The organism is Parablastomonas sp. CN1-191, assembly GCF_049354825.1.
Taxonomy (GTDB): Bacteria; Pseudomonadota; Alphaproteobacteria; order Sphingomonadales; family Sphingomonadaceae; genus Novosphingobium.
This window is the reverse complement of the sequence record NZ_CP186480.1, coordinates 2,644,981-2,670,657: the sequence shown is the minus strand read 5'-3', so window position 1 is coordinate 2,670,657 and position 25,677 is coordinate 2,644,981. Positions and strand designations below refer to the sequence as shown.

Genomic DNA, 25,677 nt, shown 5'->3' with positions numbered 1-25,677 from the left:
GTGATCAGCTGCCGCAAGATGGTGGCAGCAGACCCGGATGCTCAGCGCATCGGGGCTGAGGGTGGTGGGAGCAGCAAGAGACTGCGCCTTAGGAGACCCACCCGATGATTGAGAAAAGCAAGCTTCGTACCGGCCGCCGCTACGCTCGCGAGCCGAGCCCACAGCACGAGTCTTCGGCACCCGATCAAGTTACAGAACCGAGAGGGCCGTTACCCATGGGTCCGCGAACAGGGGTCATTGATGATACCGCACCGGCGCGGAAGCACAGTAAGATTGCGCAAGTGGCCGACCTGCTCAGACGCAGCGAAGGCGGGACTTTGGAAGAATTGATCCAAGCAATCGGATGGCTGCCTCACACGACCCGCGCCGCGCTTACAGGGCTCAAGAAGAAAGGATACCTCATCGAGCGCTGCAAACGCGGGGAAATGACTTGCTACAAAATCACTGGCAGCCCGCAATGAAGAGAGAACTTGGAGGAAAGCTGGCAGCCCTCGACGCTATGGCCGCGGTAGATCTGAAGGCAGAGTGGACGCGGGTATACGGCGTGCCATCTCCCCGCCTCGCCCCGGATTTGTTGCGCTTAGGCATCGCGTATCGGCTGCAGGAGCAGGCGCTTGGCGGCTTGAAGCGCGGCTCGGCTGCCAAGCTGCGCGCGCTAGCCAAAGGCGGCAAAGTTGGTGTCGTGATCAGGCCCGGGACGCGGCTTGTCCGGAGCTGGAATGGTCGGACAATCACGGTCCAGATTGAGCCTGAAGGCTTCGTATTCGAGGACCGAACATATCGCTCGCTCAGTGCAATTGCGCGCGAGGTAACGGGCACGCCGTGGTCAGGACCGCGGTTCTTTGGACTCAATCCGAGTGGCGGAAATGGCTAAAGGAGCGGGCGACACGAACGACGGACCCCGCGGCGCGGTGCGCTGCGCGGTATATACCCGCAAGTCGAACGAAGAAGGGCTGGAGCAGGAGTACAACAGTCTTGATGCACAGTTCGATGCCTGCTGCGCCTACATCGCCAGCCAACGCCATGAAGGCTGGACGCCCGTCCGTGACCGCTACGATGATGGCGGCTTCTCAGGGGGATCGATGGAGCGACCTGCTCTGAAACGCCTACTCGTCGATGTCGCAGCCGGGCGCGTCCACGTCATCGTGCTGTACAAGATTGACCGACTGACCCGCAGCCTCGCCGATTTTGCGAGGATCATCGAGGTGCTTGACCAAGCCGGTGCCAGCTTCGTCTCGGTGACCCAGTCATTCAATACCACGACCAGCATGGGCCGGCTTATGCTCAATGTCCTGCTAAGTTTTGCGCAGTTCGAGCGCGAGGTTACCGGAGAGCGCATCCGCGACAAGATCGCGATGTCAAAGGCCAAGGGTATGTGGATGGGAGGGCCGGTCCCGCTTGGATACATGGTTCAAGATCGCAAGTTGATCATCAACGAGTTGGAAGCGGCAACTGTGCGCCACATTTTTGAGCGCTACGTCGCTTTAGGCACCGGCCAGCTGCTGATCGATGAGCTTCGCGAACGAGGTTACCGTACTGCGAAGCGGGTGCAAAAGGACGGACGAACCAAGGGCGGCGTCCCGTTCGAGCGCGGCGCGCTGTTCCATCTCCTTGGCAATCGTATCTACCGCGGAAGCATCATTCACAAGGGCGCGGATCACGCCGGCGAGCACGACGCAATTATCGACGAGACGCTGTGGAACGATGTCCAGCAGAGGTTAGAGGCGAACCGCGTAAACCGTAGCTCCCGCCGGACTTCGCGAGAGGTCAGCCTTTTGGCCGGGATAATCACCGATGGTCTTGGTCGCAGAATGACGCCCAGCCATTCAGTCCGGGATGGCAAGCGTTACCGCTACTACGTAACCCACGGCGCCGCGCTCACGAACAGCCATCCTGCCTGGCGGCTCCCTGCCCATGAGGTCGAGCGCGCGGTCGTCCATTGTCTGGCGGAGTGGTGCGAGGATAGCAGTGCAATCCGAGAAGCAATCTTGTCATCAGACGCGGGTTCTATCTGCCGAGCGATCAGTCAGGGTTCCCTTCTGGCCGAACGTCTGCGGACCAGCACGTTCCATCGACGAGCGAAGGTCGCCGAATTGATTCGTAGCGTGAAGGCAGGCGATCAAAGCGTAACAATCGAGCTGGACCACGCCACTCTCGAAGCTGCGCTTGAGTGCCCCCTCAAACCAAAAGCCGGCCTTGAGCTTGTGCTCCCAGCCTGCCGGGTTCGGAAAGGAAACGAGGTGAAGCTCGTTTTTAATGGCGGTGCCAGCAGCACGTGCGATCGCACGCTCGCCGCGTTGCTCGACGAGGCGATTACGATTCGTGAACGCCTAATCGCTGAACAGGGTCAGACGATCACAGGTCTCGCCGCCACGACCGGACAATGCCGGAAGCGGCTGACCCAGCTGGTCGCTCTATCATGGCTATCCCCTAAGGTCGTCGAAGCGGTCATTGATGGTACTCAGCCCGCTGCATTAACACATGCCAGCCTGCTCGGAGCAATCGTAGCCCCATCTTGGGTCGCGCAGGTCGGAATGTTCTCCAACTCCTGAAAACGCCAAGTGTGGTCTGCCAAACTGGCTTCGCAGACCGGGCTGCATTTCATTCAAATTTGGCCACAAACAGAGACGTTCGTCACCACACTCTGATATGCGCAGTTCAAAAAGCCCGCAGAACTGCGCCGAAAAATGGCACAGGTCCATGACTTCAACCGCAGGGCCGACATTTTAGGAGTGAGTGGTGCCGCTTACAGGATTCGAACCTGTGACCCCATCATTACGAATGATGTGCTCTACCAACTGAGCTAAAGCGGCACTGCTGCCAGCGTCTATCGGGCCGGGGGCCCGGTTCGCAAGCGGGAATTTTGGAGGCCCGAGCCGGAATCGAACCGGCGTAAACGGATTTGCAGTCCGGTGCGTAACCACTCCGCCATCGGGCCATCCTCCCCGGCTTCCCGGGGAACGCGGCACCTAGCGGCAGCGGAGCGTGGGCGCAAGCCGGTTCAGCCGACCCGGGTAAAGGCCAAAGTCCGGCGCGCCGGATCGACCTGGTCGAGCCGGACCTTGAGCGCGGTGCCGGGCGGCGCGTCGTGGGCGGCGACGCGCGCCACCACCGGCAGTTCGCAAAGCTGGATGCGGGCGCCGCTGTCGCCCACGTCAGTCACCTGGGCGGCGAAATATTCGCCCTCGCGCCCCGACAGCAGGGCCGTCTCGGCCAGGTCCACCACCGCGCGCTCGACCTGGGCGGCGCGGGCGCCCGACGTGTTCATCACCGCGGGCAGCCGCGCGAAGGCGTCCTGCGTCGCCGCCGGCACCGGCCGCCCGTTCGCTACTGCCAGTGCCGCGGTGACGACGTAGCGATCGGCCAGGCGGCGCAGCGGCGCGGTGGCATGCGCGTAAGTCGCCGCCATGGCGGCGTGCCAGGGTTTTTGACCGGCCTGGTAGGGCTGGTAACTGGCGCCCTGTCCAGCCCGGCGGATTGCCAGCATGAAGGCGGCTTCGCCCGGGGTGGCGCCGCGCAGGGTCTTCTCCAGCGCCGCCAGCGTCTGGTCGTCGGGCCAGGCGACGCCAAGGGCCCTTGCCGTTTGCCGCAGGCGTCGCACCGCGAAATCGTCAGGGGCGGCCATGACGCGGAACAGCCCGGTGCCGGCGGCATACAGCGCATCGGCAACCGCCATGTTGGTTGCCAGCGAGAGCGCCGCGTTCATCGTCTCCGACGCCAGCGGCGGCCGGAATCGCAGGGCCAGCCGCCCATCGTCGCCGGGTGCGACTTCCTGTTCGGGGGGGTCGACGCGCGAGGCGCCGCGCGCGTCCTCGGCCGCGGCGATTCGCGCCGCCAGTTCCGGAAACGCGGGGGGAAGATGATCGCCGCGAGCGGTCTCGTAAGCGAGCTTGGCGCGGCTGCGGATCACCGCGCGTTCGGCCCCGTCGAGGCGGACGGCGCCATCGGGCGCGACGCGGACGGTAAAGATCACCGCCGGGCGCGGTCCGTCGGGGAGGAGGCTGGCCGCACCTTCGGCCAGGACTGGCGGATAAAGGCCGGCCTTGCCGTCGGGCAGGTAGATCGTCTCGCCGCGGGACCACGCTTCGGTATCAAGCACACTGCCGTCGTCCACGAACCAGGCCACGTCGGCGATGGCGTAATGCAGCAGCAGGTCCGCACCCGCCGTCTCGATCGTGAAGGCCTGGTCGAGGTCGGTCGAGGAGGCCGGGTCGAGCGTAACGAAAGGCAGCGCGGTGCGATCGGCGTGCTCGCTCGGCACGCGCCGCGCGGCCTGGTCGGCGGCGGCAAGGACGGGGGGCGGGAACCCGGCGGGGACCGAGAACTGGGCGCGGATCGCGGCCAGGCCATCGGCCAGCAGCCGGTCCGGATCATGGAGAGCCTTCACCGCGCCGGGCTAGCCGCCGCGGCGGCGCTTGCCAAGGCATCCGCAAGGGATTGCGGTGAGCCGCCAATCCTGCAACGCCCGGGCCGAGGCGGTCTGCCATCGCGCTTTGCAAGGATTCCCGCATGACGAAATCGGAGGCGCTGACCAAGGTCCCGGCGGTGACGCTGGGCTTCTGGATCATCAAGATCCTGGCCACCACCCTGGGCGAGACCGGCGGCGATACCGTGTCGATGTCGTGGCTGGGCGAGACGACGCCAACGGCGGGCCAGGGCGGCCTCAACGGCTACCTGGTCGGCACCGCGATCTTCGGCGTATTGCTGATCGCGCTGGTCTGGGCGCAGGTGCGGGCGCGCGTCTTCAACCCGTGGCTGTACTGGGCGACCATCATCGCCTCCACCACGGCGGGAACGACGCTGGCGGACTTCTGCACCCGTTCGCTGGGGATCGGCTATCCGGGCGGATCGCTGCTGCTGCTCGGCTGCGTGCTCGGTTCGCTGCTGGTCTGGTACAAGGCGACCGGGTCGATATCGGTGGCCTCGATCGTCAGCGCGCGCGAAGAGACGTTCTACTGGATCACGATCACCTTTTCGCAGACGCTCGGCACCGCGCTGGGAGACTGGTTCGCCGATTCCGGGCTCGGTTATGGCGGCGGCGCGGCGGTGTTCGGAGCCGCCCTGGCGGTGCTCGCGGCGCTGTATTTCCGGACCGGGCTGTCGCGCGTGGCGCTGTTCTGGGCCGCCTTCATCCTGACCCGGCCGCTGGGCGCGACGGTGGGCGATTTCCTCGACAAGCCGGTCGCCAACGGCGGCCTCGCGCTCAGCCGCCCGATCGCCACCGGCGTGCTGCTGGCGGCGATCGTTATCCTGATCGTTGTCCTGCCCCAGCGGGCCGGCGCGCATCCCGGCACGCCCGCGCCCGAACCCGGCCCCGCCTGACGGCGCCTGCGCCTCAGCCGGCGTTGACGCCGGTGTAAAGCGCGGTCGCGCAGACCGCGGTGGCGTGGCCGCCGAAGCGGTCGTCGACGATCCGGCCGATGCCGTCGAGAATGCGCGAGCGGCGCACAGGGGTCAGCACTTCGATGAACGAGAACGTGGCGTAGAGGTCGCGGGCGCTCCACGCGTCGAACGCGCGCGGGGCCGAGAAGACCCGGCTTTCGATCGCGCCGAAGCCTGCTGCCGCCATCGCTCCGGCATGATGGTCCGTGTCGAAGGCATAGTGCCGCCCGCCGACATAGGACGGCGGCAGCACGATGGCTTCCTCGCGCAGGAACGCGGCCACCGCCTCGCCGAACGGATCGGGCAGGCCATGCCCGAAGTAGCTGTTCCACCACAGCGCGCAGATGCCGCCGCTATTCAGCAGGCCGGCGATGCGCGCGAAGGCGGCGTCGGGGTCGAGCCAGTGGAACGCCGCCGCGCAGGCGACGAGGTCGAACCGTCCTTTGACCGGAGCGTCGATGAACGGGGCGCAGATGACTTCGGCCTGCGGGGCGGGAAAGCGCGTGGCGAGGAAATCGGCCATGCCGCGGTCGGGCTCGACCAGCACCAGCCGCGACGGTTCGAGCCCGGCCAGCCCCCGCGTGGCCAGCCCGGTGCCGGCCCCGATCTCCAGCACGCGCGGCCCTGCCGGCAGCCGCGCCGCAATCGCTGCATACAGCGCACCGGGATAGGCCGAGCGCGCCCGGTCGTAGAGCGCGGCATCGCGGCCGAAAACGGAACGCCCCACCGCCCGGTCGAGCACGCCTGGCGGCGTGCCGGCTGTTGGACCGGTCGGCGGGGCGCTCACCTCATCGTCTCCGGGCCCTCATGACCGGACACTCAGAACCGGGCCTTGATCGAGGCGAAGAAGGTCCGCCCGATCACGTCGTACGTCGCCGCGTCGGTCGTCAGCGGCGCGGCGCTGATGAACGGCGGGGTCTTGTCGGTCAGGTTGGTGACGCCGAGCCCGAAGGTGAAGCGCTCCCCGGCCGAGAACTCGGCATTGGCGTCGAAGTAGTTGTAGGCGGCGATCCCCGGCGTCGGCGAGGCCGGGTTCGACAGCAGGTCGGAGTGGTCCATCTTCGAGATATGGCGCCAGATCAGCGTGCCGCTGAACGGCCCGGTGTTATAGGTCAGGCTGGTGTTGGTCTTCCAGCGCGGGTGCGAGATCCCGCCGCCCACGCCGCCGAACCCGGCGGTGCCGGCATAATTGTAGGTCGGCGAACCGAGCAGCCCGGCAACCGTGTACTTGTCGAGGTACGAAACGGTCGAGCGCAGGTCGAGCGTGCTGTCCTGCCCGCCGATGCCCATGTCGCCCAGCGCCATCTGCCAGTTGAGCTGCGCGTCGATGCCCGCAACGGTGTAGGTGGCGAAGTTGAACAGCCCCTGCCGGCCCAGCGTGATCTGCCCGGTCAGCGGATCGCGCGTGATGCGCTGGCAATAGGCGTTGCCCTGGTCGTACGACGGATTGCTGATGCCGTCGGAATTGAAGCAGCGCGGCAGGATGTCGGACAGCAGCAGCGCGCCGATCGCGTCCTTGATGCGGATGTTGTAGTAATCGACCGACAGCTGGACCCGGTTGAACACCGGGCTGCCGAAGTGCGGCGTGATCACCGTGCCGAACGAATAGGTGGTCGCGCGCTCCGGGGTCAGCGACGGGTTGCTGCCGTCAAGCCCGGGCACGGTCGAGATGCCGTAAGTATAAGTCGGGTAGATCGCCGCGGGAATCCCTTGCGCCTGGCACAGCGCGGAAACCTGCGCTGCGGCCGAACTGGTGCGATAGATGCTGCCCACCGCGCACGGATCGCCCGCGTTGGGACCGGTCCCGATCGGCAGCTGCGCGACCGAGGTCGGGCCGAACAGGTTGCCCAGGCTGGGCGCGCGGATCGCCACCGAGTAGCTGCCGCGCAGCAGCACCGGCTCGACCGGGCGCCAGGTGAGGTCGCCCTTGTAGGTGTTCTGGCCGCCGAACAGGCTGTAGTCCGAATAGCGGTAGCCCAGGTTCACCGTCAGTTCGCGGAAGAACGGGGTATCGCGCAGGATCGGGATCAGCAGCTCGCCGAAGACCTCGTTGACCGACTGCTTGCCCGAAGCCGCGCTGATCAGGCCGTAGCTGATCGAATCGTTGGTGCGCAGCGTGTCCGCCGGAACGTAGTTGAAGCTGGTCTGGCGGTGATCGGCGCCGACCGCGAAGCTGAGGTCGCCGCCGGGCAGCGCGAACAGCGGGCCCTGCACCGTGCCTTCGACGATCGTCTGCTTCTGGTCGTTGGTGTTGATGTTGGTGCGGCTGATGTATTCCAGGCAGCCGGCGCTGATCGGCGCCGACCCGAACGGGTTGACCGCATAGCCGATGCAGTTGCCGTTCTGGCCGCGGTAATTGGCGGTGCCGTTGAGCGCGGAGTTGATGGCGGTGCTGCTGACATCACCGTACATGGTGTTCACGTACTGCGCCTTGCCCTGCGAACCGTAGAGGTTGAACGACAGCGGGGTGCCCGGGATGCGTCCTTCCAGGCCGACCACGCCCTGCCAGACGTCGTAATCGAACGTCTCCACGCGGTTGCCGAAGTTGGTCAGCAGCTTGGTGACGATCAGGTTGCCGGTCGCCGCCGGGTTGGAATTGAGGATCTGCTGCAGCGCCGCGTTGCCGGTGATGTAGGGGTTGCTGCGCGGCACGATCAGCGGGATCGCCGGCTTGGTCGAACCGGCGCCGGTCTGGCTCAGCGCTTCGGAGCGCATGTAGCCGAACTGGCCGTAGACGCTGATGTCGCTCGACAGTTCGTAGCTCAGCTTCGTGAAGGCGTTGTAGCGCTTGAGCGGCACCTGGACGGCGAAGTACTGGCCCAGCGCCACCTGCACCTGGCGGCAGTTGGGGCTGATGTTGAGGCCCAGCACGCCCTGGTTCAGCCCGCGGTAGTTCTGCACGCAGTTGCTGCCCGCCAGCGTGGTGAAGATCGTGCCGTCGTTGTTGACGCCGATCGCACCGTTGTAGGCGCCGCTGCCGGCGATCGGGGTCGTCCCCGGATAGCCGGCCAGCACGGCGTTGACCGCCGCGACCGAGGGCGCGCCGCCGCCGTAGTTGCCGGCCCCGATGATGCCTTCGGGCGGGCGGGCGAGCTGGCGGATATTGGCGAAGAACGGACGGTCGCGGCCGGCGACGGCATCGCGGTCCGCGTATTCGAGCGCGAACAGCACGCGCCCCTTGCTGTCCGCGAACGAGGAGCCCCAGGCCGCGGCGATGCTCTTGGTGGCGCCGTCGCCCTCGTCAGTGATCGAGGTCTTGGCGGTCAGCTCGAGCCCGTCGAGCTTGGTACGCAGCTTGAAGTTGACCACGCCGGCCACCGCGTCCGAACCGTATGTCGCCGAAGCGCCGCCGGTGATCACTTCTACCGAGCCGATCAGCGAGGAGGGAATGGTGTTGAGGTCGATCGCGCCGTCGGGCGACGAGGCCATCAGGCGCCGCCCGTCGAGCAGTACCAGCGAACGGTTCGGGCCGAGCCCGCGCAAGTCGCTGTACGATTGGCCCCCGCTGAACCCGATCGTGCCTTGCGCGTCGCCCACTTCGGCGGCGCCTTGCGCGCCGGAGAACTGGGGCAACTGGCCCAGCGCCTTGTCGAGCGAGGGCGAAGCCGTGCTGGACAGAGCGTCGGCGTCGACCGTCGAGATCGGGCTGGAGCTGGTGGCGTCGCGGCGCGCGATCAGCGACCCGGTCACGACGATCTCGCCATTGGAATCGGGCTTGGGCTGCGCGGTTTCCTCGTCCGGGGTCGGGGCTGCCGGGGTCGGCGCCTCGATCGTCTGGGCCGCGGCCATGCCCGGCACGGCGGCCACCGCGCTGGCCGCGATCAGCGCGAGCAGCGAGGTGGCGGACGCGCGCGAAATCGCGGCGCGGTAAATGCTGGTGGTCCTCATGGCCTGTCGTCCTTTCCCATGTGTCGAAACCTGTCCCGCGGTGCGGCCGGTCTTCGTTTCTTGCGTCAACTCTATCAGCGCTTGCTGTCGGCTACCTGTCGCCCTGCGGCCGCTCAGCCCGCGCCCATTCCGAATGCGCCCGTAAGCATCGCCCCGGCGCCGATCAGCAGGCAGATCAGCAGCGCCCATTTCAGCGTGAAGCGCTGGTGATCGCCCAGTTCGACGCCCGCCAGCCCGACCAGCAGGAAGGTGCTGGGCACCAGCGGGCTGAGGATGTGGACCGGCTGGCCGACCAGCGAGGCGCGCGCCATCTCGGCCGGCATGATGCCGAAATGGCCGCCTGCTTCCGCCACGATCGGCAGCACGCCGAAGTAGAACGCGTCGTTCGAGATGAAAAAGGTGAAGGGCAGGCTGGCCGCGGCGGTGATCGGCGCCAGCGCCGGGCCAAGCTGCGGCGGGACCGCGCCCACGAACGCCGCGGACATCGCCGCCACCATTCCGGTCCCGTTGAGGATGCCGGTGAAGATGCCGGCCGCGAAGATGATCGAGACCACCGCGATGGCGTTCGGGGCGTGCGCCACCAACCGCTCGCGCTGGTCCGCCATGCGCGGATAGTTGATGAGGAGTGCGGCCACGAAGCCGAGGATGAACAGCACGGCCATCGGCAGCGCCTGCGCGATCAGCGCCGCCATCAGCGCGGCGACGAGCGCAGCGTTGACCCAAACCAGCCGCGGGCGCGCGGTTTCGCGGTGAGTAACCGGATCGGCCAGCAGGGCGGTGTCTTCCACCAGGTCGTCGCCGGGCACCGGGTTCGTGGCCGCGACGGCGCCGGTGCCGAAGCGCAGCCGCCGGCGCTCCACCATGCCAAGGTGCCAGGCGATCCCCAGCAGCCCCGCCAGCGCCAGCGCCATCGCCGGCAGCATCGGCAGGAAGATCGCGGCGGGGTCGACGTGGAGCGCGCTGGCCGCGCGCGCCAGCGGCCCGCCCCACGGCGTCATGTTCATGATGCCGCTGGCCAGCATCGTCACGCAGGTCAGGTTCAGCGGGTTCATTCGCAGCCGCTGGTACAGCGGCAGCATCGCTGCGACCGTGATCATGTAGGTGGTGGCACCGTCGCCATCGAGCGAGATCAGCGCCGCCAGTACCGCGGTGCCGACCACGACCTTCATCGGGTCGCCTTCTACCAGGCGGACGATCCAGCCGACCACCGGGTCGAACAGCCCGGAATCGATCATCACGCCGAAGAACAGGATCGCGAACATCAGCATCACGCCGGTCGGCGCCAGCGCCAGGATGCCTTCCATCGCCATCTTGCCGATGGCGCCGGGGGCGGTCCCCAGCAGCAGCGCGGTCGCGACCGGCACGACCACCAGCGCCGCCAGCGGCGTCAGGCGCTTGAGCATGATCAGCGCCATGAACGCCGCGACCATCGCGAATCCGGAAATTGCCAGCACGTCACGCTCCTCGCCCCCCGGCGTCCGACCCTCTGCATGGAGGGGCGGATCACCGCGTCGCGCCGGTCCTAGCGTGCGAAACTGTCGTCAGGCTGTCGCCGCTGTCAGCGATCGAGCGCGGTGTGCCAATTGGTCAGGAACCGTTCCCGCTTCTGGCGATCGAGGTAGGTGAGCAGGCCCGGCCCGATCGGGATCGGTCGCAGCGGCCCGACCGCGGCGCCCTGCACGCCCAGCCGGCCGTAAGGCCCCGCCACCGCCGTGCTCGCCGCGGCAAGGTTGCTGCGCGTTGCCAGGATGCGCTGGCCGCGCACCGACAGCAGATATTCCAGGAACGCATGCGCGCCCGCCGGGTTGGGCGCGCGGCGGGGAATGAACGCGGCGCGCACCACCGCCAGCGTATAGTCCTCCGGATAGACGATCCGCAGCCTGGCCCCGCGCTCGATCCGGCGCTGCGCATAAGAGCCGAGCACGTTGTAGCCCAGCGCCACGCGTCCCGAGGCGATGTCGTCCAGCAGGATCGCGGTGTTGGCATACGTGCGCGCGTCAGCGTGCCCAAGCGATTCGACCAGCGCGCCGAATTCGCCGCTTTGCCGCGCGTCCTGCGCTGCCAGCAGATAGCCGACGCTGCTGCGGGTGATGTCGTAAGTGCCGACCTTGCCGCGCCAGAATCCCGGCCGCTCGCGCAGCGACCGGACCAGGTCGAAGCGCGTGCGCGGCGTATCCTTGTCGGCGAGAAGGTCGGGATTGGTGACCATCACCACCGGCTCGAACGTCAGCCCGAAAATCTCGCTGCGCCAGCGCGCGGCGGGGGGCAGCGTCTCGGCGGCGGCGGAATAGTGCGGCTGCGCATAGCCGTCGTTCACCAGCTTGACCTGCAGGTCCATCGCCGAGCTGAACACCAGGTCCGCAACCGGGGAGCCGCCATTGGCCTCGGCCAGAAAACGGTCGAACAGCGGCGCGGCGTCAAGCTCGACATAGCGCAAGTCGACCTGGGGATGGAGGCGGCGGAAATCGGCGATGACCGGGCGAAAGATGGCTGTATCGGTCGTGCTGTAGACGGTCACGACCCCGCGCGGCGCGGCGTCGCGTCCGGCCGGCCAGTGGCAGCTCGCCGCCGCCAGCAGCATCCCCGCAGCCAGGATCCCGCGCCGGTTCATGCCGCCGGAAACGCCAGCACGGCACGCAGGCCCGGACCGTCGTCGCGGTTGGTAACCGCCAGGGTGCCGCCATGCCTGCTCATCACTTGCCGAGCGATCGCCAACCCGAGCCCCGCGCCGCCGCGCGAGCCGCTGCCGGTCTCGAACCGCTCGCCGATCCGGTCGATGCGGTCCGCCGGGATGCCCGGGCCACGGTCCTGGACCGACAGGGCGTAGCGATCGCCGGCACGCGCCAGAAGCAGCTCGACCAGCGTCTCGCCGTCATTGCCGGTACCGTACTTGAGGGCATTGTGGACCACGTTCTTGATCGCCTCGGACACCATGACCGCGTCGCCCATCATCGGCGCAGCGTCGAGATCGGTGGTGAACCGCACGTCGGCATCTTGAACCATTTGCAGGCTGTCCTGAAGCGATTGCTCGACCGTGCGGCGCAGGTCCATCGGCGCGGCGCGGCGCTGCTCCGCCAGGTGCGTGATCATCGCATCGCTGAGCAACTGGTCGACCAGGCGCGCCAGCCGGGTCGCGCTGTGGCCCGCGGCGGCAATGCTGGCGTCGCGCGTCGCCCCGCGGTTGGTTTCGGCAGAGCGCAGCTGCACCAGCAGCGCCGTCAGCGGTGTGCGCAGCTGGTGCGCGGCATCGGCGATGAATCCGCGCATCGCCTCGATATTGCCGTCGAGCCGCGCCATGAACGCGTTGATCGCCGCCACCAGCGGGACGACTTCGCGCGGGAGCGAGGCCGTGATCGGCGACAAGTCGCTCGCCTCGCGCGCGGCGATGTGCGCGCCCGCCGCTTCCAGCGGGCGCACCGCGCGCCGCACAGTCAGCCACACCACCACCCCCGCGAGCATCGTCATCGCCAGGATCGGCAACAGCGCCCGAATGGTCAGCGAACGGGCCAGGCTGCTGCGCGCCTCGCGCGTCTGGCCGACCTGGACACGGATCCAGCCCGAGCGGCCGGCAAAGCGTACTTCGCGCCCCATGATCACGAACCGCACCGGTTCGCCCCGGTAGACCGCATCGAAGAAGCGCGGCGCGCCGGTCTCACGCGCCCGCGCCGACAACGCGGGGCCCGCCGGCAGGTCGGCATAGCCGGTTACCGTCGCGCCGTCGGTGCCGATGACGCGGTAGAACACGCGGTCGTCGGGCGCCGCCGCCAGCATGTCGAGCGCGGAATAGGGAATGTCGGCCCGCACTTCGCCGGGGGTGACCGACAGCGTCTCGGTGATCGACCCGGCGCTGCCCAGCAGCAGCCGATCGAACGAACTATCGGCAGCGAACCGCGCGTATGACGTCGCCGCCAGGTACAGCGCGATCATCCCCGCCGCGAACAGCAGCCCCAGCCGGGTAAGCAAGCGCCCGCGGATCGAACCCGCGTCAGCCGGCCGCCACATCGCTCGGCTCGATAACGTAACCCAGGCCGCGCACGGTGCGGATCACAGCGGCGCCGGCCAGCTTCTTGCGCAGGCGAGCGATATAGACCTCGATCGCGTTGGGCCCCGCGTCATGGTCGAAATCGAACAGCTGCGCGGCAATCTGGTCCTTGTCGAGCAGCCGGCCGCGCCGGCGCAGCAGGATTTCGAGCAGGCGGAACTCGCGGTTCGGGAGCAGCAGCTGGGTGTTGTCGATGGTGACCGTCTTGGCGACGCCGTCGAACGTCAGCTTGCCGAGCTCTATGCGGTCGCTCGCCTCGCCGCTCGATCGGCGCAGCAACGCCCGGCACCGGGCCAGGAATTCGCGCACGTCGAACGGCTTGGCGAGGTAATCGTCGGCACCGATGTCGAGCGCGTCGATGCGGTCGTCGATGGCCGAGCGCGCGGTGAGCATCAGCACCGGGGTACGAGTCCCGCGCGCGCGCATCGCCCGCAGGATGGCGATGCCGTCCATGCCGGGCAGGCCGATGTCGACCACGACCGCGTCGTAATCCTGGTATGACAGCAGGTCGTTCGCAGCGGCGCCGTCGCGCTCCCAGTCGACGGCATAACCGGACTGGCGCAGGCAGTCGGCCACGGCGGCGCCGAGATGCTCGTCGTCCTCGATCACAAGTACCCGCATCGCCCGTCCCGCTCGGCTGGTTCATCGTCGGCTCGCCCGCCCTGCGCGCGACGCACATGGGTGCACTGTCGGGCCCGGCCGCGCAATCCTTGCGCAAGGCACCATGTAGTTTAGGTATTGCTAAATTAGATAATACGAATATATGGGCTGCATGGCTGCGACCGACACCCTTGATGACCTTGCCGCCAATGCGGGGGAAGCGGCGGACCTGCTCCGCGCCCTTTCCAGCGCGCCGCGGCTCCTGGTGATGTGCCACCTGGCCGCTTGCGGCGAACTGGCGGCAGGCGAACTGGTGGACCGCGTCGGCCTTCGCCAGTCGGCGCTTTCGCAGCACCTTGCCAAGCTGCGCGAGCAGGGCCTGGTGGCCTATCGGCGCGAGGCGCAGAGCCTGCGCTACCGGGTCGCCGATCCCAGGGCGCTACGCGTACTGCACGTTCTGCACGAGCTCTATTGCCCGGACCTTGCCTAGCCGCCCTGGGAGCATTCCGGATCGCGGCGCGAATATTAGCCGATCACATCGTCCCTTTCACACCCTGGACCAGACACATGCACGACGATCCCGTTCTTCAGAATGCCGCCAGCCAGGTGGAGGAGATCCGGCGCGGCGACCTGCGCGCCCCGGCCGTGCGCAGCTTCTTCCATGAGCCGACCTTCACCGCGAGCTACGTGGTCCATGATCCGGAAACCGGCCGCGCGGCCATCATCGATTCCGCGCTCGATTTCGACCAGGCGTCGGGCCGCACGTCGACCCCGTTCGCAGACGCGATCATCGCCTATGTTCGCGAACACGGACTCCAGGTCGACTGGCTGCTCGAAACGCATGCCCATGCGGACCATCTTTCGGCCGCGCCCTACCTGCAGGAACAGCTTGGCGGCACGCTGGCGATCGGCCGGAACATCGTGGCGGTGCAGGACGTCTTCGGCGACGTCTTCAACGAAGGCAGCGCCTTCGCCCGCGACGGATCGCAGTTCGACCGGCTGCTCGGCGATGGCGACGTCCTGATGGTGGGCGGGATTCCGCTGATCGCCCTGCATGTACCCGGCCACACCCCGGCGGACCTCACGTACCTTATCGGCGACGCCGCGTTCGTCGGCGATACGCTGTTCATGCCCGACTACGGAACCGCGCGGGCCGATTTTCCCGGCGGCGATGCCCACCAGCTGTTCCGCTCGATCCGCCGCCTGATGGCCCTGCCCGACGATACGCGGGTGTTCCTGTGCCACGACTACAAGGCGCCCGGCCGGGAAACCTTCGCCTGGGAAACCACGATCGGCGCCGAGCGAACCGCCAACGTCCACGTGCACGACGGCGTTTCAGAGGAGGCGTTCGTCGCGATGCGAACCGCGCGCGATGCCACGCTGGGCATGCCGCGGCTGATCCTGCCATCGGTGCAGATCAACATGCGCGGCGGCCAACTGCCCGCGCCCGAGGCGAACGGAACGCGCTACCTCAAGCTGCCGCTCAATCTGCTGTGAGGGTGCCATGATGACGTTCCAAATTATCGCCTTTGCCGTACTGGGCGGGTTGCTGATCGGCTCCGCCGCGGGCCTGTTGATGCTCCTGTCCGGGCGGATCGCCGGGGTCAGCGGCATGACCGCGGCGGCTTTGCGGATCGCCGACAAGGGTCCGCCGTGGAGCCAGGCCGCGGCGTTCACCGCCGGCTTGCCGCTGGGGGCACTGACGGTCGCCGCCCTGCTCGGCCGGCCGGAGGTGACGATCACGTCATCCGTGCCGGTGCTGGCGGCCGGCGGTGTGCTGGTCGGGTTCGGCACCCGGCTCGGCAACGGCTGCACCAGCGGCCACGGGGTCTGCGGACTGGCGCGGCTCTCACCACGCTCGCTGGCGGCAACGGCGACATTTATGGCCGCCGGGATCGCTACCGTCTACGTGGTCCGTCACGTACTGGGAGCGAGCTGATGCGACACGGCCTTCCGGGATTGATCGTCGGCCTGCTGTTCGGCGCTGGCCTGGCGATTTCGGGCATGACGGACCCGGCCCGCGTCCTCGGCTTCCTCGACGTCGGCGGGCGCTGGAACCCGGCGCTGGCGTTCGTCCTCGCCGCCGCGCTCGTGCCATCGGCCATCGCCTACCTGCTTGTCCGCAGGATGAAGCGGCCCATCATGGCCGAGAAATTCTGCATCCCGCAGATCCGCACCGTCGATGCCCGTCTGCTTGCGGGCGGCGCCCTGTTCGGCGTTGGCTGGGGCCTTGTCGGCCTGTGCCCCGGGCCGGCGCTGGCAAGCCTGGCATTCGGAGCGTGGCAGAGCTGGCTTTTCGCCGCCGCCATGATCGCCGGAATGATCCTGCACCGCCTCTACGACGACTGGCGCGATTTTCACCACGTTGCCTCGAAAGGATCATGACCGTGACCGACACAAAGCCCCTGGCGGAAGACGTCTCCGTCTGCAGTTTCGTTTCGCCTCAGGACCTACCGGCCCTGGCCGGCACATTCCGGACGATTGTCAACGCGCGGCCCGACGGCGAAGAACCCGGCCAGCCCGGGTCGGCCGAGGTCGAGGCCGCCGCGCGCCGCCTCGGCCTCGACTACGTCCACATCCCCGTCGTCCCCGGGCAGATCACCGATCAACAAGTCGCCGCCTTCGCCAAGGCGCTGAACGATAACCCCGGTCCTGTCCTGGCCTACTGCAAGTCCGGCATGCGCGCCGCCTCGCTGTGGGCCCTGTCGCGCGCCGGCGAACACGGCGCCGACCGGGTCCTGGCCGCCGCGGCCAAAGCCGGTTTCGACCTGGCGAGCCTGCGACCGCGCCTCGGCAGGGAAGCCGCCCGGTGACCGTGGACGCCGTCCACTACGGGCTGGCCGTGTTTTCGGGCGGGCTGGTCGGCTTCGTCCTTGGCCTTGTCGGCGGGGGCGGGTCGATCCTCGCGGTGCCGCTGATGGTCTACCTCGTCGGCGTGCGCGACCCGCACATGGCGATCGGCACCAGCGCGCTGGCCGTGGCCGTGAACGCCGCATCGGGTCTCGTCAGCCATTGGCGGGCCGGCACGGTGAAATGGCGGTGCGCCGCAGTCTTCGCTGCTTCGGGCATAGCGGGCGCGGCGCTCGGCTCGACGCTCGGCAAGGCGCTCGACGGGCAGAAGCTGCTGGCGCTGTTCGCGGTAGTGATGATCGTCGTGGGCGTCGTCATGTTGAGGCGACGGGGCGCCGCCGGCGATCCCGAAGTGCGGCTTGGCCGTGAAAACGCCGGCAAGCTGGTCGGATACGGCGCGGGCGCGGGACTGTTCTCGGGCTTTTTCGGCATCGGCGGGGGATTCCTGATCGTGCCCGGCCTGATCGCCGCCACCGGCATGCCGATGCTGAATGCGGTGGGATCGTCGCTGATCGCGGTGACCGCGTTCGGGGTGACGACCGCGGCCAACTACGCGCTGTCCGGGCTGGTCGACTGGCCGCTGGCGCTGGCATTCATTGCCGGCGGCCTTGGCGGCAGCGTGCTGGGATCGATGGCGGCGCGTGGGCTGTCGCAACACAAGGGCCGGCTGACGCTGGTTTTCGCGGTCCTGATCTTTGCTGTCGCGGCGTACGTGCTGTGGCGCAGTGCGCGGGCGATGTAGCGGAACCGGCGGCGCACTGCGATGTTGTCGAAAACGACAGGAGATCGACAATGCCCGACAGCAAGGACATCACCTCGCAGCAGGACCGTAGCCGTGTTGCCGGCGACCAGGATTACGAGCTGAGCTATTTCGCCGGCAAGCACGGCATCTCGCTCGACCAGGCCCGCGACCTCATTCAACAGCACGGCAATGACAGGGCGACGCTGGACCGCGCCGCAGCCGCGCTTTCGGGCGGTTCGACGACCGGGTGAAGCTCGCTACCTACAACGTAAACGGCGTCAACGGGCGGCTCCCGGTCCTGTTGCGGTGGCTGACCGAACGCCAGCCCGATGTCGTCTGCCTGCAGGAACTGAAGGCTCCCGATGAACGCTTCCCCATCGATGCTATTCGCAACCTTGGCTACGACGCGGTCTGGTACGGTCAGAAGAGCTGGAACGGCGTAGCCATCCTCAGCCGGGTCGGCGACATTCACGAAACCCGCCGCGGTCTCCCCGGCGATCCCGATCCCGCGCACAGCCGATACCTGGAAGCGGCGGTCGCCGGGATCATCGTCGGCTGCCTGTACCTGCCCAACGGCAATCCGCGTCCCGGTCCCAAGTTCGATTACAAGCTGCGCTGGTTCGAGGCGTTCGCACGTCACGCCGCCGACCTTCATGCACAAGGCCTGCCGATAGCGCTGGTCGGTGACTACAACGTGATGCCGACCGCGCTTGACGTCTACAAGCCCGAACGCTGGCAGGAAGACGCGCTGTTCGCGCCGGAAGTGCGCGATGCCTTCGCCCGGCTGGTCGGCCAGGGCTGGACCGACGCCCTGCGGACGCTCCATCCCGGCGAGACGGTGTACACGTTCTTCGACTATTTCCGTAACGCTTACGCCCGCAATGCCGGGCTTCGGATAGACCATATCCTTCTTTCGCCGCAGCTGGCACCGCGGCTGCGCCAGGCCGAGGTCGACCTGGAGGTTCGCGGCTGGGAGAAAACCAGCGACCACTGCCCGGTCTGGGCCGAGTTGGCGGACGCGTGATCGTGGCGGGGCGCGGCAGGCTGAAGGTCTATTGTACCGCGATCGGCTTCGAGGATGCCTATGTCGCCGCGAAAAGCCAGAAAGCCGCGCTGGCGGCCTGGGGGACGAGCAAGGATCTGTTTGCGCGCGGGGCGGCCCGGATGGTCACGGACGAGCGCCTTGCCGCCGCGCCCCTGGCCAGGCCGGGCGAAGTTATCCGGGTCCGGCGCGGATCGCTGGCGGAGCATCTGGCCGCCTCCACGCCGGCGGCGAAACCGGCCGGAAAGGCGCAGCCGGCAAAACCTGCGCCGATCAAGCGCAAGCCGCGGCCAAGCCGTCTTGCACTTGGCCGGGCCGAAGCCGCCATCGAGGATGCATCGCGGCAAGGCGAGCGGCGCTTGCGCGAGATCGATATCCGGATCGACCAGTTGCGCGCGCGCAAGGACCTGCTGATTTCGCGGCAGGAAGCGCAATTGAAGCGCCTTCATCAGCGCCGCGACGAGCTTGCCGACCGCTACCGCCATGCGCTCGACGAATGGAGCGGCTAGCCCTTGCGCTTCGAAGGGCCGCCCTTGCGGGCGGGGTCGATGCGCGCTCGTTGATCGAGGGGATAGTCCTCCGGTCGCACGCTCGACTGAATCTCGGTCGCCGCCTCGATCTCCGAGTTGAGCGAGGAATTTTCGGTTTCCGGTTCCAGCGGTTTGCTCTGTTTCATGGTTTCAGCCTCAAAACCATGCAACGCGCTCCGGCTGGCGGCGGTTCCGGCCGCGCTTTACTGCGAGGGCGCCGATTCAATGCTGCGCCGGCGTCGCTCCGGTCACCTCAGGCGCCGCCGCGAACGGCTTGATCCCGAACTTGGGATAGACTTCGGCCGGATAGTAGAACGTGCCGTCCTTCACGACCATGCGGATCGTCTTGATCGCCTTGATCGACGCGGTCGGATCGCCGGGAACAAGGAAGAAATCGGCCAGCTTGCCCTTTTCGATCGAACCCAGGCGCTGGTCCTGCCCGGTGTAGCGCGCACTATCGAGGGTGGCGCGAGTCAGGATTTCGGCAGGGGTCATGATGCCCTTGTCCTGGTAGATCTCCAGCTCGCGATGATACGTGAAGCTGCCGCCGGTATCGGTGCCGAAGACGATGAACACGCCGCGCTGATGCAGCGTCTTGGTCACCGCCAGAAGCTTGTCCCAGGCCCCTTCGTACAGCGCGCCGTCACCTGGCTTGGACACGTCGATCCAACCCTTCATCAGGTTGCGGCGCGTGCCGATCGGCAGATGATCGATGTAGTCCACCGCCCCCACCGGGACGCGCCCGTCGCGGTTGAGCAGCAGGTTTTCGTGGATCCCCAGCGTGGGGTCGATGGCCTTGTGGCCGCTCGCCATCAGGTCGATCGTGTGCTGCACCCTGGGATCGTCGAGCGAGAGCGCCGGCAAACGCTTGAGCGCGGTCAGGCGGAACAGCGTGCGCGTGTCTTCCTGCGGCGCGATCACCCAGCCCAGCATGAACTGGTTGATGTGCGTCATCTCGTCATAGCCGGCCGCGATCATCTGGTCGGCGGTGGCGAACGCGGGGACGTGGCCGGCAACGCGCAGGCCCAGCCGGTGCGCCTCGCTTACCATTGCGGGCACCCAGGCCGGGTTCATGCTGTTGTATATCTTGATCTGCCAGAAATCCCGCGCGCCATACCAGCGCACCGCGTCGACGGCCGCCTTCTCGCTGTCGACCAGGATGCCGTTGTTGGCGCTGAACGGGCTTTTACCCTCGATGAAGCCCGAGCGAATGACGTGCGGCCCGCCGATCTCGCCCGAATCCATGCGGTCGATCAGTTTGGCCAGAACCGCGTTGTCGTTGCCCATGTCGCGCACGGTGGTGATGCCGGCGATCAGGTTGAGCAGCGCGCCGTCCTGCCCCAGGTGGCCGTGCATTTCATACATGCCGGGAACCAGCGTGCCGCCGGCGCCGTCGATCGTCACCTCGCCGGGCGTAGCCGGACTGTTCGCAGGCTCTACCGCGGCGATGGTCTTGCCCGATACCAGAACCGACACCGGCGCCGTCAGCTTGCCGGACTTGGGATCGAACAGGCGCACGTTGCGGATGCGCGTGGGCGCGTCGTAGGTGTGCGCGACCTGTTTCTGGATATCGACGAAGCGCTGCGTGCTCCAGTCCGCGGCCAGCTTGCGCAGGCGTACCTCCTCGCCCTCGTACCCTTCGCGCACGAGGATCGAATCGGGCGAAAGGCTGGCGAACAGTCGCCCCTGGGCGTCGAGGAGCATCGTCTCGGGCGTCGTGTCGATGCCGGTCAGGTCATAGCGGGTGACCTGCAATGGTCCGCCCTTGCCATCGACCGTCAGGGTGTCGCCCTTGACCAGCTTCAGCGTACCGCCGGGCAGTGCTGGCATGGTCATGCCGGTGCGGGCAAGCAGCGCGGTGGCATAGACCTGGTCCGCCCACGGGCTGCCGGCCTGGGAGACATAGATCGCGGGCGTGCGCACCGCGGCGGCGCCCTTCCCCGTCGAATCGACCCACTCGGCCCGGCCGCCGCGCTGGACGAAGCTTTCCGCCACCTTGCTGCCGAACGTTGTGGCGCCGGTGACGTTCCAGGCCGTGGGCAGGCCATCGGCACCGATCGTGATCGTTTCCGCGATCGTCGGGCCGCGGCCGTTGTTCTTGATGTCGTAATCGACCGTGGTCTTTGTACCTTGCGTGTCGGCCCACAAGTGCCCGACATTCTTGCCCCCGAAGATGGCTGTGTAGCGCGCCGTGTCGGCGGCGGCGTGGCTCCAGGCGGGAAGCGCCAGGACGAGGGCGAGCGGCAACAGTCGGTTCATTCCCCGACTAGAGCAGGTCATGCCGGCCAGATAAAGCGCGATGTGGCCACCGCGGCGCCAAGCGACAGTTGCGGGCCCCGGCCAAGCGCTGCCGGCGGGGTTGGCGGCGATCAGGACGGCTCCAGCCCATATTGCGTCAACAGCCGCGCGACGGCGTCATGGTCCTTGGCAAGGATGCGATTGATCGCGACCAGCAGCGCCGGATCGTCCCTGCGCACCCCCACCGAAATGTCGAACGCCATCGGCCACTGCTGATCGTCGAGCCACGGCGTGACCGCTTCGGTCCTGAGCGGCACCTTGCTGCGCGCCGCGAAATAGGCCGCCAGCGGCCCCCACACCAGCCCGGCGTCGATCTCGCGGGCTGCGACGGCATCGACGATGGCCGCGGGCGGGTTCGGGCGCCGGTAATCGCCGTACAGCATGTAGCCGCGCACGTTGCCGGTAATTCCCCGGCGCGACAGCGCATGGGCCGGCGGCGTGTTGCTGCCATCGTCGCCGACCAGCTGCACACCCAGTTTCAGGTGCCTTAGCCGCGGATCGTCGAGGGTCAGGCCGCCAAGCCGGTCGGCCCGCCGCGTCACGAACACGTAACTCGCGCGGTAATAGGGGCGCGTCGTCGCCACGCTTTCCAGGCCCGCTGCGACCCCCGGCCAGATGTCGCATGTGCCCTTGCCGATCGTGTTGCGCATGAAGCCGCGCCGCTGGGCCCACCACACGTACTCGAGCGGGCGGCCGAGATCCCGCGCGATCCGTTCCGCCAGCCTGTTTTCCAGCCCCTGCCCGGCTTGGTTCGAAAACGGCAGGTTGTTGGGGTCGGCGCAGACCCTGAGGGGCTTCGCGCCGCATCCCGACAGCAGGACGGCGGCGATTGCTGCGAATGCGGCCCTCAACGCACGACCGCCGCTGCAGTCCAGGGCTTGCCGCCCGTCGAAACGGTCCGCTCCACCGCATTGGCCCGCAGGTCGATGACCGTAAGCGAGCCGGACAGTCCGGCGGCGGCGTAGAGGCGCGATTGGTCGGGCGACAACGCGATGCCCCAGGTGCGGTGTCCGGTCGGGAAGGCGCGCACGACGCGGTAGGTCGCCGGGTCGATCTCGGCCACCTGGTCGCCGCGGCCCATGGCCACGAAGGCGCGCTTGCCGTCGCTGGTGAGCTCCATTTCGACCGCCTGCGCCTGCGCGAGATCGGGATAGGCGGCGACGAGGTCGATCACGTGCTTCAGCGTGCGGGTGGCGGTATCGAACACGTGGATCGTTCCGCGCTGCTCGGACGAGACCCAGATCTCGCGCCCGCCGTTCACGAACACGATGTCGCGCGGGCGGCTGCCGACCGGAAGATCCGTCACCACCCGGGCGCCGGCAACGTCGATGACGTGCGCGACGCTGGCGACTTCGCTGGTGGCGACAAGCAGCGTCCCGTCGGGGGAGACGCCGATCCCTTCCGGCTCCGGCCCGACCTGGACTTCGTGCGACACCTTTCCGGTGCCGACATCGATGAACGCGATCGCGCTGCGGTCTTCGTTGGCGGCGTAGATCGTCCTGCCGTCGGGACTCACCGCGATCCGTTCGGGATCGCTGCCCGAGGCGATGTCCCGCAGCTTGACCAGCCTGTGACTGTCCCAGACCTCTATCCGGTTGGCGTTGCTGGCGGCGACATAGAGCACCCCGCCGCCCGGCGAGAGCGCCATGCCGCGGGGACGCGCGCCGGTCTTCAGGTCGCCCTCGGCATGGCCCGAAGCGCCGTCGAGAACGTGGACCACGTTGCCGGCTTCATCGGACACGAAAACACGGTCCGGCCCGGGCCCCGGGCGCGAGCAGGCCGCGATCAGGAGTGCGGCCACGCTTGCCGCCGGACCGCGCAGCAGTGTCTTACTCCTTGCCCGGCTTGGGGACGTGCCAGCCATCGAAGGCATCCGACGCGGCCGGGACAGGGGCCGGGTTCTGCGACGGGGTCCCGTCGCCGTTGCGCGCCAGGGTTTCGGGCAGGGACATCGATCGCACATAGGCGGCGATCTTCCAGATCTGGTCGTCCGTCAGCTTGCCGCCCCACGCCGGCATTCCGTTCGCGCGCCCGAAGTAGATGGTGCCGTAGATCTGGTCGAGCCGGCCGCCATAGATCCACTTATCATCCATCAGCGGCGGCCCGATGCCCCCGCCGCCGTTGAAGTGGCAGCCCGCGCAGTTCATCCGGTTGTAGAGACGCTTCCCGTCGACCACGGCCGCGGCGTTGCCGTAGTAGGGCCGGGCGCGCTGCGACGGCGCTGTCGCCAGCGTACCGCCGCCAGGCACCAGCGCGACGTCGCGCTGCGCCGGAGCGCCCTGGCCGGCGGGCGCGAACCGGCCGCCGTCGGGGTCGTGCCGGTGACAGCCGGCCGCGGCCAGCGCCAGCGCCAGCGCCAGCGCCAGCGCCGCGGGACCATCAATGCGGAAGCGCGAAGACATGCAGCGTCCCTCCTGCGGTGGTGCGGCGGGGAAGATCGGTCATGGTGTTGACGAAGCCGAGCGCGGACGACCCGTCGCGCGGGTCGAGCGGACCCGACACGATGCCGCCGGCCCAGCCGCCGACGCCGGACAGCACCGCCACGTACTGATGGCCGTCGGGACCGCGATAGCTGATCGGCTGGCCAATGATGCCGCTGGGCAGCTTCTGCTGCCATACCAGGCGGCCATCGCGTGCATCGACAGCCTTGAACCAGCCGTCCATCGTTCCGTAGAACACCAGGTCGCCGCCGGTGGCGACGGTGCCCGACCACACCGGCAGATCTTCCCTGATCGTCCACGCGGGCTGGCGGCGCACCGGGTCCCAGGCCGTCAGTTCGCCGCGGTTGCCGCCTGGGCCGGGCTTCATCTTCACTTCCGCGCCGACATAAGGCGTGCCCGAGATGTAGTTCACCTCAAGGTTCATCCAGTCCATGCACAGGTTCTCATGCGGGATGTAGACCAGCCCGGTGCGCGGACTGAAGCTGGACGGGTTCCAGTCCTTGGCGCCGCTGGCGGTCGGACAGATATCGTGCACGACCTGGCCCAGCCGGGTCGACTTGGCCGGGTTCTTGATCAGCCGTCCGGTGGTAAGGTCGACCCCTTGCGATGAATTGACCGGCCCGTACGGATCGGCCGACAGCACCTGGCCGGTATCGCGGTCGACCACGTAGACGTACCCGTTGCGGTCCGGGTGCAGCAGTACATGGCGCATCTGTCCGGCGAACGGCATGTCGAGCAGGATCTGCTCGTTGACCCCGTCGTAGTCATGCTCGTCGTGCGGGTTCATCTGGTAGAACCACTTGGCTTGCCCGGTGTTGACGTCGCGCGCGAACAGCCCGGTGGTCCACTTGTTGTCGCCGGGCCGCTGCTGCTGGTTCCAGGGGCCTGGATTGCCGGTACCGTAGAAGATCGTCTGGCTGGCCGGATCGTAGGCAATCCACCCCCACATGCTGCCACCGCCGATCTTCCAGGCATCGGCTGGCCAGGACTTCACGCCCAGGTCCTTGCCGCGGTCCACCGCGTAAAAGGGATGGAACGAGGGGCCGATCAGCGCCTGGTCATCGGGGCCGGTGTGATAGGCGCGCCAGGCGATCTTGCCGCTGGCAAGGTCGAGCGCGGTAAGCCAGCCGTGCACGCCGAATTCGCCGCCGGAATCGCCGACCAGGACTTTCCCGCCGGCAATAAGCGGCGCCATCGTGATGCTCTCGCCCTTGTTGATGTCGCCCAGTTGCGTGCGCCAGACCTCCTTCCCGGTACCCGCGTCGAGCGCGATGGTCGCCCCGTCGAGCGTGTTGAAGACGATCTTGCCGTCGGCATAGGCGGCGCCGCGATTGACCACGTCGCAGCAGGCGACGCCGGCGGCGGCAGGCACGGGCTTGGGGTCGTAGCTCCACTTCAGCGGCGCGCCGTCTTTCGTGAGGTCGAGCGCGAAGACGTGGTTGGGAAAGGCGCTGACCACGTACATGGTGTTGCCGACGACGATCGGGGCCGCTTCCTGCCCCTTGTCCACGCCGAGCGAGAAGCTGAACACCTCGCGCAGGTTCGCGGCGTTGGCCGGCGTGATCTCGGCAAGGCCGGTGTAGCGGGTGGAGGCATAGTTCTTGGCCGGCATGATCCACTGGCCGTCGTCGGGCGGAGAGGCGGACGGGGCGGCAACGGTCCGGCCCGCGCCCGGCGTGGGCGGGGCCAGCGCATGGCCGATCTGTTCGCGCGTAAAGACATCGGCGGCCGCCACGGCCGTGGGCACCGGCGGATTGGCCCCGGCGCGCAGCGGGAACAGCCCCGTCTCGGCGGCCAGAACGGGTATGCCGACCAGCGCGGTCGCAGCCAGCATCCAGGCGATCAGGGGCTTGGTCTTCATG

General features: G+C 67.8%; 26 protein-coding genes and 2 tRNA genes. 13 read left to right on the top strand and 15 right to left on the bottom strand.

Going from position 1 to position 25,677, the window contains the following annotated elements; translation table 11 throughout:
- Positions 1–281: 281 nt before the first annotated feature.
- The 3 genes from ACOYW6_RS13285 to ACOYW6_RS13275 are packed head-to-tail and all read left to right on the top strand — an operon-like array spanning position 282 to position 2,552.
- The gene (locus ACOYW6_RS13285; protein ID WP_423141777.1) at positions 282–461 is read left to right on the top strand and encodes a DUF3489 domain-containing protein; all 180 of its coding nucleotides are present in this window, start codon (positions 282–284) and stop codon (positions 459–461) included.
- Positions 458–874: a DUF2924 domain-containing protein gene (locus tag ACOYW6_RS13280; RefSeq protein WP_423141776.1), complete on the top strand. Its 417-nt coding sequence runs from the start codon at positions 458–460 to the stop codon at positions 872–874. The genes ACOYW6_RS13285 and ACOYW6_RS13280 overlap by 4 nt, the downstream gene beginning before the upstream one ends.
- A complete protein-coding gene (locus ACOYW6_RS13275) occupies positions 867–2,552 on the top strand; it encodes a recombinase family protein (protein WP_423143132.1) in 1,686 nt (561 codons plus the stop codon). Before ACOYW6_RS13280 ends, ACOYW6_RS13275 begins: the two co-directional genes overlap by 8 nt.
- A 185-nt stretch (positions 2,553–2,737) precedes the next feature.
- On the opposite strand, the gene ACOYW6_RS13270 is transcribed toward ACOYW6_RS13275, so the two are convergent.
- The 3 genes from ACOYW6_RS13270 to ACOYW6_RS13260 form a co-directional block, all read right to left on the bottom strand.
- A tRNA-Thr gene (locus ACOYW6_RS13270) sits at positions 2,738–2,813 on the bottom strand.
- Between the two features lie 51 nt (positions 2,814–2,864).
- A tRNA-Cys gene (locus ACOYW6_RS13265) sits at positions 2,865–2,938 on the bottom strand.
- Positions 2,939–3,001: 63 nt separating this feature from the next.
- Positions 3,002–4,387, bottom strand: a complete 1,386-nt coding sequence (locus ACOYW6_RS13260; protein ID WP_423141775.1) for an RNB domain-containing ribonuclease — start codon at positions 4,385–4,387, stop codon at positions 3,002–3,004.
- Between the two features lie 122 nt (positions 4,388–4,509).
- On the opposite strand from ACOYW6_RS13260, the gene ACOYW6_RS13255 reads away from it, so the two are divergent.
- Positions 4,510–5,322 (top strand): hypothetical protein, encoded by an 813-nt coding sequence (locus tag ACOYW6_RS13255; protein ID WP_423141774.1) that lies wholly within the window; start codon positions 4,510–4,512, stop codon positions 5,320–5,322.
- 13 nt (positions 5,323–5,335) lie between these two features.
- Here the strand turns inward: ACOYW6_RS13255 and ACOYW6_RS13250 are convergent, their stop codons facing one another.
- The 6 genes from ACOYW6_RS13250 to ACOYW6_RS13225 form a co-directional block, all read right to left on the bottom strand.
- The gene (locus ACOYW6_RS13250; protein ID WP_423141773.1) at positions 5,336–6,109 is read right to left on the bottom strand and encodes a class I SAM-dependent methyltransferase; all 774 of its coding nucleotides are present in this window, start codon (positions 6,107–6,109) and stop codon (positions 5,336–5,338) included.
- A gap of 92 nt (positions 6,110–6,201) precedes the next feature.
- Positions 6,202–9,270: a TonB-dependent receptor plug domain-containing protein gene (locus ACOYW6_RS13245; RefSeq protein WP_423141772.1), complete on the bottom strand. Its 3,069-nt coding sequence runs from the start codon at positions 9,268–9,270 to the stop codon at positions 6,202–6,204.
- Between the two features lie 113 nt (positions 9,271–9,383).
- Positions 9,384–10,724, bottom strand: a complete 1,341-nt coding sequence (locus ACOYW6_RS13240) for a CitMHS family transporter (RefSeq protein ID WP_423141771.1) — start codon at positions 10,722–10,724, stop codon at positions 9,384–9,386.
- Positions 10,725–10,828: 104 nt separating this feature from the next.
- On the bottom strand, positions 10,829–11,881 hold the full coding sequence (locus tag ACOYW6_RS13235) for an ABC transporter substrate-binding protein (RefSeq protein WP_423141770.1): 1,053 nt from the start codon (positions 11,879–11,881) through the stop codon (positions 10,829–10,831).
- Complete coding sequence (locus tag ACOYW6_RS13230; protein WP_423141769.1) at positions 11,878–13,272, bottom strand: sensor histidine kinase N-terminal domain-containing protein; 1,395 nt, start codon at positions 13,270–13,272, stop codon at positions 11,878–11,880. The genes ACOYW6_RS13235 and ACOYW6_RS13230 overlap by 4 nt, the downstream gene beginning before the upstream one ends.
- On the bottom strand, positions 13,256–13,933 hold the full coding sequence (locus ACOYW6_RS13225; RefSeq protein WP_423141768.1) for a response regulator transcription factor: 678 nt from the start codon (positions 13,931–13,933) through the stop codon (positions 13,256–13,258). The genes ACOYW6_RS13230 and ACOYW6_RS13225 overlap by 17 nt, the downstream gene beginning before the upstream one ends.
- A 151-nt stretch (positions 13,934–14,084) precedes the next feature.
- Here ACOYW6_RS13225 and ACOYW6_RS13220 point away from each other — a divergent pair, with 151 nt between their 5' ends.
- The 9 genes from ACOYW6_RS13220 to ACOYW6_RS13180 all read left to right on the top strand — a co-directional run bounded on the left by ACOYW6_RS13220 (position 14,085) and on the right by ACOYW6_RS13180 (position 19,055).
- Positions 14,085–14,402: an ArsR/SmtB family transcription factor gene (locus ACOYW6_RS13220; RefSeq protein WP_423141767.1), complete on the top strand. Its 318-nt coding sequence runs from the start codon at positions 14,085–14,087 to the stop codon at positions 14,400–14,402.
- Between the two features lie 77 nt (positions 14,403–14,479).
- On the top strand, positions 14,480–15,409 hold the full coding sequence (locus ACOYW6_RS13215) for an MBL fold metallo-hydrolase (protein WP_423141766.1): 930 nt from the start codon (positions 14,480–14,482) through the stop codon (positions 15,407–15,409).
- Between the two features lie 10 nt (positions 15,410–15,419).
- Positions 15,420–15,851 carry a YeeE/YedE family protein gene (locus tag ACOYW6_RS13210; protein WP_423141765.1) on the top strand — a complete coding sequence of 144 codons (432 nt, stop codon included), beginning with the start codon at positions 15,420–15,422 and terminating at the stop codon, positions 15,849–15,851.
- The gene (locus ACOYW6_RS13205) at positions 15,851–16,297 is read left to right on the top strand and encodes a DUF6691 family protein (RefSeq protein WP_423141764.1); all 447 of its coding nucleotides are present in this window, start codon (positions 15,851–15,853) and stop codon (positions 16,295–16,297) included. Before ACOYW6_RS13210 ends, ACOYW6_RS13205 begins: the two co-directional genes overlap by 1 nt.
- A gap of 2 nt (positions 16,298–16,299) precedes the next feature.
- A complete protein-coding gene (locus tag ACOYW6_RS13200; RefSeq protein ID WP_423141763.1) occupies positions 16,300–16,725 on the top strand; it encodes a TIGR01244 family sulfur transferase in 426 nt (141 codons plus the stop codon).
- A complete protein-coding gene (locus ACOYW6_RS13195) occupies positions 16,722–17,504 on the top strand; it encodes a sulfite exporter TauE/SafE family protein (protein WP_423141762.1) in 783 nt (260 codons plus the stop codon). The genes ACOYW6_RS13200 and ACOYW6_RS13195 overlap by 4 nt, the downstream gene beginning before the upstream one ends.
- 50 nt (positions 17,505–17,554) lie before the next feature.
- Complete coding sequence (locus ACOYW6_RS13190) at positions 17,555–17,755, top strand: DUF3606 domain-containing protein (RefSeq protein ID WP_423141761.1); 201 nt, start codon at positions 17,555–17,557, stop codon at positions 17,753–17,755.
- Entirely contained in the window at positions 17,752–18,528 is a 777-nt protein-coding gene (gene xth / locus ACOYW6_RS13185; RefSeq protein WP_423141760.1) for an exodeoxyribonuclease III, read from the top strand. Before ACOYW6_RS13190 ends, xth begins: the two co-directional genes overlap by 4 nt.
- On the top strand, positions 18,525–19,055 hold the full coding sequence (locus ACOYW6_RS13180; protein WP_423141759.1) for a hypothetical protein: 531 nt from the start codon (positions 18,525–18,527) through the stop codon (positions 19,053–19,055). Before xth ends, ACOYW6_RS13180 begins: the two co-directional genes overlap by 4 nt.
- Here the strand turns inward: ACOYW6_RS13180 and ACOYW6_RS13175 are convergent.
- The 6 genes from ACOYW6_RS13175 to ACOYW6_RS13150 form a co-directional block, all read right to left on the bottom strand.
- Positions 19,052–19,222 (bottom strand): hypothetical protein, encoded by a 171-nt coding sequence (locus ACOYW6_RS13175; RefSeq protein ID WP_423141758.1) that lies wholly within the window; start codon positions 19,220–19,222, stop codon positions 19,052–19,054. The genes ACOYW6_RS13180 and ACOYW6_RS13175 overlap by 4 nt on opposite strands.
- A gap of 76 nt (positions 19,223–19,298) precedes the next feature.
- On the bottom strand, positions 19,299–21,335 hold the full coding sequence (locus tag ACOYW6_RS13170) for an amidohydrolase family protein (RefSeq protein WP_423141757.1): 2,037 nt from the start codon (positions 21,333–21,335) through the stop codon (positions 19,299–19,301).
- 110 nt (positions 21,336–21,445) lie between these two features.
- Entirely contained in the window at positions 21,446–22,225 is a 780-nt protein-coding gene (locus ACOYW6_RS13165; RefSeq protein WP_423141756.1) for a quinoprotein dehydrogenase-associated putative ABC transporter substrate-binding protein, read from the bottom strand.
- A complete protein-coding gene (locus ACOYW6_RS13160; RefSeq protein ID WP_423141755.1) occupies positions 22,222–23,115 on the bottom strand; it encodes a beta-propeller fold lactonase family protein in 894 nt (297 codons plus the stop codon). Before ACOYW6_RS13160 ends, ACOYW6_RS13165 begins: the two co-directional genes overlap by 4 nt.
- Before the next feature lie 88 nt (positions 23,116–23,203).
- The gene (locus tag ACOYW6_RS13155; RefSeq protein ID WP_423141754.1) at positions 23,204–23,776 is read right to left on the bottom strand and encodes a c-type cytochrome; all 573 of its coding nucleotides are present in this window, start codon (positions 23,774–23,776) and stop codon (positions 23,204–23,206) included.
- Positions 23,754–25,676, bottom strand: a complete 1,923-nt coding sequence (locus ACOYW6_RS13150) for a methanol/ethanol family PQQ-dependent dehydrogenase (RefSeq protein ID WP_423141753.1) — start codon at positions 25,674–25,676, stop codon at positions 23,754–23,756. The genes ACOYW6_RS13155 and ACOYW6_RS13150 overlap by 23 nt, the downstream gene beginning before the upstream one ends.
- Position 25,677: the final 1 nt, after the last annotated feature.

Coding starts and splice junctions, on each gene's coding strand:
- ACOYW6_RS13230 (WP_423141769.1), bottom strand. CDS start 13,272: ATGTGGCGGCCGGCTGACGCGGGTTCGATCCGCGGGCGCTTGCTTACC.
- ACOYW6_RS13225 (WP_423141768.1), bottom strand. CDS start 13,933: ATGCGGGTACTTGTGATCGAGGACGACGAGCATCTCGGCGCCGCCGTG.
- ACOYW6_RS13210 (WP_423141765.1), top strand. CDS start 15,420: ATGACGTTCCAAATTATCGCCTTTGCCGTACTGGGCGGGTTGCTGATC.
- ACOYW6_RS13275 (WP_423143132.1), top strand. CDS start 867: ATGGCTAAAGGAGCGGGCGACACGAACGACGGACCCCGCGGCGCGGTG.
- ACOYW6_RS13190 (WP_423141761.1), top strand. CDS start 17,555: ATGCCCGACAGCAAGGACATCACCTCGCAGCAGGACCGTAGCCGTGTT.
- ACOYW6_RS13170 (WP_423141757.1), bottom strand. CDS start 21,335: ATGAACCGACTGTTGCCGCTCGCCCTCGTCCTGGCGCTTCCCGCCTGG.
- ACOYW6_RS13245 (WP_423141772.1), bottom strand. CDS start 9,270: ATGAGGACCACCAGCATTTACCGCGCCGCGATTTCGCGCGCGTCCGCC.
- ACOYW6_RS13255 (WP_423141774.1), top strand. CDS start 4,510: ATGACGAAATCGGAGGCGCTGACCAAGGTCCCGGCGGTGACGCTGGGC.
- ACOYW6_RS13175 (WP_423141758.1), bottom strand. CDS start 19,222: ATGAAACAGAGCAAACCGCTGGAACCGGAAACCGAAAATTCCTCGCTC.
- ACOYW6_RS13235 (WP_423141770.1), bottom strand. CDS start 11,881: ATGAACCGGCGCGGGATCCTGGCTGCGGGGATGCTGCTGGCGGCGGCG.
- ACOYW6_RS13220 (WP_423141767.1), top strand. CDS start 14,085: ATGGCTGCGACCGACACCCTTGATGACCTTGCCGCCAATGCGGGGGAA.
- ACOYW6_RS13150 (WP_423141753.1), bottom strand. CDS start 25,676: ATGAAGACCAAGCCCCTGATCGCCTGGATGCTGGCTGCGACCGCGCTG.
- ACOYW6_RS13205 (WP_423141764.1), top strand. CDS start 15,851: ATGCGACACGGCCTTCCGGGATTGATCGTCGGCCTGCTGTTCGGCGCT.
- ACOYW6_RS13155 (WP_423141754.1), bottom strand. CDS start 23,776: ATGTCTTCGCGCTTCCGCATTGATGGTCCCGCGGCGCTGGCGCTGGCG.
- ACOYW6_RS13280 (WP_423141776.1), top strand. CDS start 458: ATGAAGAGAGAACTTGGAGGAAAGCTGGCAGCCCTCGACGCTATGGCC.
- ACOYW6_RS13215 (WP_423141766.1), top strand. CDS start 14,480: ATGCACGACGATCCCGTTCTTCAGAATGCCGCCAGCCAGGTGGAGGAG.